Origin of the sequence: Vibrio sp. 1F263 (assembly GCF_041439035.1) — a bacterium.
Taxonomy (GTDB): Bacteria; Pseudomonadota; Gammaproteobacteria; order Enterobacterales; family Vibrionaceae; genus Vibrio; species Vibrio tasmaniensis_A.
In genome coordinates this window covers 1-9,098 of record NZ_JBGONI010000073.1, presented here as the reverse complement: position 1 = coordinate 9,098, position 9,098 = coordinate 1, and the positions used below count along the sequence as shown (strand labels likewise).

Below are 9,098 nucleotides of genomic sequence, written 5' to 3'. Positions count from 1 at the left end.
AGAAATACGCGAAACGGGGTTGTTCTATCTTTAAATTTAATTACGCAACAAAGCCACTCTACGCAGCAACAGTCACAGCTATTTTTGGTGCTCAAGTTCAAGCCGCTCCTGGTGATGTCCAGCTAGTTGGTTTTGTTTCACCTGTATGTGAAGTTACTGGTCTTTCAACACAACTGATGGACTTTGGTAATGTATCTCAAATTCAAAACCTTTCTGTTAGTGGCCTTAACATGAAGTGTAATGACGTCGATGGTGCAACTGTAACACTGACGAGTGCTGAGGGTGGTCTAGAGTCCGATGATAGCGAAGACTACGCTCTTACATACGAAGCAACATTTAACCCTTCAGGCTTAGCTCCTTTCACGCTTAATGCGCCAGGAGGCCCAGGCCTAAATGACGTTTCAATCAGTAACTCTTATGGTGGTTCAGGAGTATTGGCGACTGGTGTTGCCGCGTCCATTGATATTGTGACAACAGAAACCTCCCCATGGGCAGGTGGTTATTCAGACACGTTAACCGTAAATATCACCTCAAATTAGAGGTTGAATAAGTCGGGGGCTATTATTTGGCCTCCGACTTCATCTAAGCCTTTGTTGTATTAAAACTTAACCTCAGTTGTATTACGACTCTAGTTTAATTTGGAGCTCATCGCGATGTATAAATGGATCATGCATAAATGGACTGTTCTCTTATTATTGTCACTCACTTGTTTGTCAGCTCATGCGTTCAAAGTAGAGCCGATGTCTATGGAGATGACGCCACTTGGTAAAAGAGCTCAAATGACAATGAGGGTTGAGAATTCGTCTACCGAACCACTCACAGTCGAACTGTCTCCAGTATTTATGACTATGAATGAATACGGAAAAGAGACCACGACGCCTGCAGATGACGAGCTATTAGTGATTCCAGTAACTGCAATTATAGAGCCTGGACGTTCGCAATCTATTATGGTCCGATATTTAGGCGATCCGTCCATTACAGAGTCAAAAGCTTTTCGTATTGCTGTTAAGCAAGTGAAAGTTCAAAGAGCAAGTAGCAACCAAGGGCAAGTGAGTCTGTTACTTCAGTTTAATACGCTTATCAACGTGCGACCTCAGAACACTGCCTCTCAACTAGAAATTAAAAGTATCGAACCAAATAACAAGAATAACAAATGGGTCCTTGAAGTACTGAACAGCGGTAATAGTTATGGTCGGTTAACCAATACGACATGGAAAATTTCTGACGGCAAAAAATCAACCTATTTAAAAGGCGTAGAAATCGCCAAACGTATTCCAGGAACGTTAGTTCTTCCCTATTCCACTCGTTTTTTCGAAATGCAGCCACTTGAAAATTACAATGTAGAGACGCTATCGATTGAAATCGAGCAGGATCAGTAGCAATGAGACGTTATATTTTTGGTGGGTTCATTTCTTGTTTTCTGTGTGCACAAGCGCTTGGCATAACACTGTTTCCAACCGTCATTGAACTCAATACCGATCACAGGGCAACATCGCAACTGGTTGTGACTAACAACTCAACGCGGGATCTCCCACTTGAAGCTAACGTTCGTCGTTTGAAATTCTTACCTGATGGTACGTTCCAAACATCAGATCTATCGAGTGAGGTGATGTTTGTGTTTCCACCTGCCGCTATGTTGGCACCCGGTGAACGTCAAGTATTCCGTATACAATGGTTGGGAAACCGCCAACTCGAAACTTCCCAAAGTTACTTTGTTCGTTTCAGTACCGTAAATATTGGTCAAAACAACGAAAAAATGGACAGCCCTACCAGTTTAACAACCGGTATCAATTTGCAAGTTCACTACAATGCGTTGTTGCACATTCACTCATCCTCGCTAGAGCCTGACGTGAACTTACATATAGATGAACAAGGAAAACTAACACTCACTAATTCAGGGTCGCGATTTACCTATACATCGTTACTTCATTTTAAGGGGCTCGAATCTCAGAACCAAAAGGTACATGAGGCTTTAGGTGAACAGTTTATTCCACCACGCTCGACTATTACTTTGCCTTCTTCTTTAAATTACTTACCAGTAGGCACTTATCATGGATATGAAAACTGAAACCTCTCACAAGATGTGGCAAGTTTTCTATGTCTTGGGATTAGTACTGTTTTATTGTGCCGCCTTAAGCCCTGTAACTTGGGGCCAGGATATGGTATTGAACCCGACAGGACGCGACATTCAACTTACCTCTTTACTAAGGATAAGTGACACCATTCTTGGTGAAGCGGACATTATCATTACCGCAAACAACGAAATTCTTTTGCCAAAGGAAAGTACGCTGTCTCTCCTTTCGTCTGTCGTCACTCAAGAAGGTATTGGTAAGCTCCATGACACGACAGACGATGAGATGCTGTCGCAGCACCACTTTATGAGCGTAGGGCTGGGACTTAATTTCGACTTTTCTTCGTTGGAATGTATCGTGACGGTTCCGCCAGAATTTAGCTTAACCCAACAACTCTCGATGAACGGCGCAGATGATTTTTATAACTATGCTGAGCCAAGTCTGTTAAGCGGATACGTTAACGTCGCCCTTTCCGCCAATGAGAGCCAATATGTCGATCAAAAATCGTCAAGGCAAGATCTTTATCGCAGTCAATTCGACTCTGCACTTAACATTGGTTTTTTCAATTTTGAATATGAATCCTATTTAGAAAATGGTTCATCGAAAAAGTCACAATATGTGAGAGAAGGAACTCGTCTTAATATTGACTTTGCACAGCAAGGTACACGACTTGTGCTCGGCGATATGTACAACAGTGGCCAATCTTTTCAGGACAGTACCGACATACTTGGTATTGGCTTAACTCGAGATTTCACACTGATTCCAACCAGAAATGCACGACCACGAGCCAATCAATCATTCACACTTCAAAGAGCCTCGAATGTCGATGTCTATATAGATGGGATTGCAGTCCAACGATTGACCTTAGGCGCTGGTAGCTACAACCTGAGTGATATACCTCTTGCGCAAGGTAGTAACGATATTGTACTCGTCATTACCGATCGTTCTGGGAATGAAGAGCGTATCGAGTTTTCTATTGCGACGGGTAACGACTTACTCAATAGCGGTGAGTTTGAATATAGCATTATGTATGGAGCACCCTCTGAACTCCAAAATGGACAATTAGAATACCTAACCGATGAGCGTATTTTCCATGGTTATGTTGATGTGGGGATTAACCCTTGGTTAACGTTAGGTACCAACTTTCAAACCCGTGAAGATTTATACCAATATGGTACTACCGCACTCATCGCTTCTAGATGGGGAGTCACTGAACTCAATGCTTCACGTAGCGAACATCCTGTATTAGGAAACGGCGATGCTTACAAATTTGCATTCGATGCGGAATTTTCCAGCAAGAATACACTGGCTCCACAACTGAGTGTTAGTTATGAGTATCTGAGCAACAATTTTACTGGTGTTGCTGGGTTTGACGCCTCCGATAAAGACATCAACTTAACCACTCATTATGCTTCTGCATTCGGTTCGATTTATCTAAGTCGATCATTACGTGCCGCCATGACAGTCAATTACCGTTTAGGAATAGACAAAGAGAACGACTATTGGCTAATTAGCCCGAGTTTATCGGACGGACTGTTTGATACTCACGCGACTTGGAGTGCCCGTGTTAGCTATCAAGATCACGCCAGTAAAGACGATGACATCAGCACTACGCTCACCATAAGTTGGCCTCTTAGCCGACAAACTCGTGTCGTCGGTCGTTACAGTACAGAGCTAAGAGAAGCCGCCTTAGATTACAGCTATCAGAATAATATAGGTAACACCGGAGGGATATCAGGCTTTGCGAGTGTCATTACGAATGAAGAAACGGACGCCGATATGGACGCTGGTATTAACTATACAGCAAACCGTTACGAATTGAGTGCCACCCATGCCTCGCGACTTGACGACATTAGTGGTGACACAAGAAACCACAGTACCGACGTGACCATCAGCAGTGCACTTGCGTTTGCAGGTTCATCGGTAACGATCGGCAGACCAGTCCGAGAAGCATTCGCTATTGTAAGCAAGCACGAAAGCCTCGCAGAGAATGACGTGGCATTAGACCCAACAAAAGATGGAGAGTACGCACGCGTTTACCTTAACGGAGATGCCAGTGCCATGGTCCCTGATCTTGTTGCTTATAATAGCCAAGTCATCGGTTATGAGGTCGATAACTTACCACCGGGATATGATTTGGGGGATGGTGCTTTTTGGGTTAAGCCTGATTACAAGCGGGGCTTCCAACTACAAATTGGTTCCGATGCTGTCTTAACCGTGATTGGTAAGCTATACGACCGTCAAAGTAACAATCCAATTTCACTTGTCGCTGGTGTAGCACATTACCTTGGTGAAGCTAAACAGTTACCGATTGACTTCTTTACCAATCGGAGTGGCATATTTGCGATATCTGGGTTAAAGCCAGGGAAATATCAACTGATTCTTGACACTAAAGGACAAGAGTCAGCCGTCATTACTCTCAGCGAGCGCAGTGACAACTTGATCAGACTAGGAGATGTGTATGTGGATTAAACAACTTCGGTGGGGAGGATGGTTCCTCATCGCCATAAATTCTGTATCCTCTGTATTAGCATGTGAAGCTAGTGCATTGACGATTCAACCCGTCTCATCCGAGTCGCAATACGACGTGTTCAACACAGGTACTTACGCAACAATTAATACTTATAGGATCGATGCGAATATAATTGGCGAAGACTGTAAGTTGAGTTTGGTTCTACAACTTAATGATACTAGCCGGACGTTAAAAGGGGTAAACCAAGACAAACTCAACTTCGAGTGGAGTGGACAAGTGGGTGTGCCAATCGCGAATCAGTGGCATTTATCATTAACCGACAGTCAACCTTCGACAACCATACAAATGCGTTTCCCAAGCAAACAGTGGCTAGCGTCAGGAACCTACCGGGGGCTTTTAGAAGTGTCGCCCTCTTATACCTCAGACAACCAACAAATAGAGATTAGCCCTAGCTCACTCCCAGTATCTGTTACCGTGCCACCAGCTGCAAAAGTTCACTTTTATGGGTTAACTCAACAGCATTATGACCTTGATCTAGGAACATTATATTCAAACAAGATTATTCGTTCTGCACCGAACCTATGGGTGCAAAGTAATACAGCGTATACCATCGTATTGGAATCATCCCATCAAGGGATGCTACGTCATGAATCTGATGAGACAAAATGGGATATTCCATACGAACTTTCCCTAGATAACGATAGAGTAAACCTCGGTCAACTTGATGCAAAAATTCAGCGTATTTCGGCTACGATCGGTCAACCTATTCCTTTGAGTTTTGTAATTGGGGAAACAGAGAACAAACCGGGAGGAATATATGACGATACATTACAAATTTCTATAGAACCCCTCCTTTCACAGCAGCCTTAAATATGTAATTATATAAATCCTGAGATATGCAACGCAATTATATAAAACCCAGTATCATATAATCACAACACGATTTGTCAGTTTCGGAGTAAAGTATGCATAACAGTAAAAATAATTTAAAGCACATGCTCCTAATTGGCGATAACGGTATAAATAACCAGTTTATTCAACGAGAAATAGAGAAATACAGTGACTTTTGTTTTAGTCGCGAATGTATTTCAGGCATTGAACGTTCGAATCATCGCAAGACGTTTGATGTCATTCTCATTAGTTACTTACTCTTAGCTGACATCAAAGATGTTTACATCACCTTATCAAAAGTAGAGTCCAACAAATGGGTAATCTATGACGTTCCCTCTGATATTACCGGACAGAGTATTACCGTAATGCAACTATTCAACATGTTTAATATAAAGGGCATAATCTATCAAGATGCTCCTGTAGAACACCTTACACGTTGCTTGAAAACGGTTTGTGATGACGACCTATGGTTACCGAGGAAGTTAATGTCGCATATTTTATCCAATGCGCGCTCCCAAACATTCAAGTCACAGGTAATATTATCTACCCTTACAAAAAGAGAAGCTCAAATATTTAAACGAGTTATCAGAGGAGATACAAATTTAGAGATATCAAGTGAACTATTTATTTCAGAAAGTACAGTAAAAACGCATGTATATAATATATATAAAAAAATAAACGTAACCAACCGAAAAGAAGCAATAAGAAAAGCAAATTTTATCAATAGTTTAGAGACTATTATACAACCAGGCATGTAGTTAATATTTGAGTTACAAATATAGAGACACTGGATTGCAGTTATTTTTACAACAGATCGTATTATAATTTAGGCCCTTGAACAGGTGAGCTTCTATTATCCCCCCTTCCATCATAGAATCACAGTCAGACTGAACAATGAAGTTTAAATCATATCACCAGTGAGTTAATTACATTCTGTCATCTAAGGCACGAGTAGAATTTGTCAACTCACAAAACATCACCTCTCAAGCCCTCTACTCGCCTAACAGAACGAAGTCAGTTGTAACTGTTAACACTATTAGCTTCTAAAATATCTAAAGCATCTAAAGCATCTAAAGCATCTAAAGCATCTAAAGCATCTAAAGCAATTCGGACTTGAGCTTCCCCTTAGGGTAAGCTTTATTGTTATGTTTTTACCGGAGCAAAAGCATGACTTACCGTTCCTTCACTTTACTATTACTCACTCTTTCCCCTAGCCTTCATGCCTCTAATTTTGGCGATCCTGAACTGGGTAAAATGAAGTCACCAAGTTGCATTTTCTGTCATAACCCCACGGGTGAAACAAGTAACACTGCTTACCCAAAACTTTCTGGCCAAGATTCAACTTACCTCTATAACACAATGAAAGCTTACCAAAACGGTGATAGACAAGGCGCTTACGCTGAGATGATGCAAACACAACTGAGTAAACTCAATGATCAAGACTTGAAAGATATTGCGGCTTTTTATACTTCACAACAGTAATGGATTTCACCTTCATTAGGTCAGTCTAAGTTAAATAAACATCACTAAGTCGCCTATACTTCAAGCAAACTCACTGAGCTCATTGAAGGTCGGGAGAGATATACCTTTACACGTATCATCCAACCCTTACAATGTGCAGCAAATATATTTATCAAGGTTTATCTCTATGTCTATTCAATGGTTTCCGGGTCACATGCATAAAGCCCGTAAAGAAATCGAAGAAGTTATCCCACAGGTTGATGTGATCATCGAAGTACTGGACGCTCGTATCCCGTTCAGTAGTGAAAACCCAATGATCTCTTCACTGCGCGGCGATAAGCCTTGTGTAAAAGTGTTGAACAAGCGCGATCTTGCGGATCCTGAGCTTACTGAGCGTTGGATTGAGCACTTCGAGAAAGAGCAAGGCGTTAAAGCGATTGCGATTACTACTAGCGCTAAAGAAGAAGTTAACCACGTTATGGAGCTCGTGCGTAAGTTAGCACCGCACCGTGAACAGATGGGTAAGAACATTCGTACAATGATCATGGGCATCCCGAACGTGGGTAAATCGACCATCATCAACTGTTTAGCGGGACGTACGATCGCGGTTACTGGTAACCAACCTGCGGTAACTCGTCGTCAACAACGTATCAATCTACAAAATGGCGTGATCCTTTCAGATACTCCTGGAATCCTATGGCCTAAAGTAGAAAACCCACACAGTGGCTTCCGCTTGGCTGCAACAGGCGCTGTAAAAGATACGGCAATGGAATACGATGAAGTGGCATTCTACACAGTCGAGTACCTTGCAAAGCAATACCCTAATCTTTTGCAAGAACGCTACCAAATTGAAGAGCTTCCAGAGTCTGACATCGAATTGATGGAAGCGATTGGTCGTAAGCGTGGCGCACTTCGTGCAGGTGGTCATATAGACATTCACAAATGTTCTGAAATCCTACTTCACGAACTGCGTAATGGTACTTTAGGTAAAGTAACGTTAGAGCTACCAGAAATGATCACACAAGAGCTGATCGAAGTTGAAGAAGCGGCTGCGCTGAAAGCCGAACAACAGATTAAGAAAAAAGAAGAGCGTCGTAAGCGTTACTTGAAGAACAAGCGTTAATCTCTCTTCGTTTTAAGAAAAAATCACTTGGTGCGACTAAACGCCAAATAATTAAAACGTCTACTCTAATCAAAAAAGCCCCGAACAATTTAATGCTCGGGGCTTTTTGGTTTGTTCTTCAGCTTTAAAGCAACTTCAGTAAGAGGCAGCTGTTGAGCAAGGAACCATTATTCAACTTGAAATGACTAAGAATACACAATGCTTGCTGTTTTCTGTTCAAGTTCAACGGGAGAGCTCCAAGAGATCACCTTCTCATTCACTTGACTTCCACATGGTGCATTCCAAACTTGCTCTAGTTCTTCTTTACCACCAATCGCTTGATAAAAAGCAATGGCTTGGTGATTTTCAGACATCACCTCTAGGTAAAGACCTGAATCCGAATAGTATTGCTGCAACCACTTCGATAATTCAGACAATAGACGCTTACCGACACCTCTACCGCGATAATTATTGTCTACGTGTAATGCATCAATGAACGTGCCACGCTCAAAGTTGTGATTACCAAACGCGCAGACGAAACCAACCAGTAAACCACCCTCTTCAAGCAATAAAACATGTTGGTTAAAAGGAGGATTAATCAAACGAGTCTGCCAAATAACAGATCTGTCCTCCAAAACATCATTTTCTAAGTAATCATCAGCAAGAATGCCACGGTAATATAGCTTCCAGCTATCCGCGTGTAATTGGGCAATCCGCTCATAATCTTTATATTCAGCTACCTTAATTTCCATTTATTAGCCCTTAGTACTTCCATTTATGACTTGCTACTACATTTCACACTACCTTTATACAATATTTAAGCAAAACATACTAATACACGTTTACACTTTCAATATTGACTTACACGTGTACGCTGATATTCTAGCGCACAGATGTAAGCTCAATGGAAATTTGCTAATGAATAGTGCCGACAAACAATCTACAAAAAAGCCGCCATTAATCTGGCTCAATATTTTTGTATTCTCTTTTAGTATGCTGCTTGCTGTTGTTGCAGCTCCCGTTTATGGCTACTTTTTTGGCTATGGTATGGAGCACTGGATATGGCTAGCGATCTGCTTTACGTTCTGTAACCTTTCAA

9 protein-coding genes and 1 pseudogene are annotated in these 9,098 nt (G+C 41.7%); 9 read left to right on the top strand and 1 reads right to left on the bottom strand.

Annotated features, from left to right (window positions below):
- Window positions 1-26 precede the first annotated feature (26 nt).
- The 8 genes from ACED25_RS22530 (at window position 27) to ylqF (ending at window position 8,020) form a co-directional block, all read left to right on the top strand.
- Complete coding sequence (locus tag ACED25_RS22530; RefSeq protein WP_371696165.1) at window positions 27-539, top strand: hypothetical protein; 513 nt, start codon at window positions 27-29, stop codon at window positions 537-539.
- A gap of 114 nt (window positions 540-653) precedes the next feature.
- Window positions 654-1,379 carry a molecular chaperone gene (locus tag ACED25_RS22525; RefSeq protein WP_009845434.1) on the top strand — a complete coding sequence of 242 codons (726 nt, stop codon included), beginning with the start codon at window positions 654-656 and terminating at the stop codon, window positions 1,377-1,379.
- A gap of 2 nt (window positions 1,380-1,381) precedes the next feature.
- A complete protein-coding gene (locus tag ACED25_RS22520; protein ID WP_009845435.1) occupies window positions 1,382-2,068 on the top strand; it encodes a molecular chaperone in 687 nt (228 codons plus the stop codon).
- Window positions 2,052-4,544 carry a fimbria/pilus outer membrane usher protein gene (locus ACED25_RS22515; protein ID WP_198592276.1) on the top strand — a complete coding sequence of 831 codons (2,493 nt, stop codon included), beginning with the start codon at window positions 2,052-2,054 and terminating at the stop codon, window positions 4,542-4,544. Before ACED25_RS22520 ends, ACED25_RS22515 begins: the two co-directional genes overlap by 17 nt.
- Window positions 4,534-5,415 (top strand): hypothetical protein, encoded by an 882-nt coding sequence (locus ACED25_RS22510; protein WP_371696163.1) that lies wholly within the window; start codon window positions 4,534-4,536, stop codon window positions 5,413-5,415. Before ACED25_RS22515 ends, ACED25_RS22510 begins: the two co-directional genes overlap by 11 nt.
- Before the next feature lie 95 nt (window positions 5,416-5,510).
- Entirely contained in the window at window positions 5,511-6,194 is a 684-nt protein-coding gene (locus ACED25_RS22505) for a helix-turn-helix transcriptional regulator (protein ID WP_009845438.1), read from the top strand.
- 409 nt (window positions 6,195-6,603) lie between these two features.
- Window positions 6,604-6,918 carry a cytochrome c gene (locus ACED25_RS22500; RefSeq protein WP_102250356.1) on the top strand — a complete coding sequence of 105 codons (315 nt, stop codon included), beginning with the start codon at window positions 6,604-6,606 and terminating at the stop codon, window positions 6,916-6,918.
- A 166-nt stretch (window positions 6,919-7,084) separates the two neighbouring features.
- Window positions 7,085-8,020: a ribosome biogenesis GTPase YlqF gene (ylqF, locus tag ACED25_RS22495; protein ID WP_009845440.1), complete on the top strand. Its 936-nt coding sequence runs from the start codon at window positions 7,085-7,087 to the stop codon at window positions 8,018-8,020.
- Window positions 8,021-8,205: 185 nt separating this feature from the next.
- Here the strand turns inward: ylqF and ACED25_RS22490 are convergent, their stop codons facing one another.
- Entirely contained in the window at window positions 8,206-8,751 is a 546-nt protein-coding gene (locus tag ACED25_RS22490; RefSeq protein ID WP_102250368.1) for a GNAT family N-acetyltransferase, read from the bottom strand.
- 166 nt (window positions 8,752-8,917) lie between these two features.
- Here ACED25_RS22490 and ACED25_RS22485 point away from each other — a divergent pair.
- A pseudogene (locus ACED25_RS22485) lies at window positions 8,918-9,098 on the top strand (acyl-CoA desaturase); the annotation flags it as partial.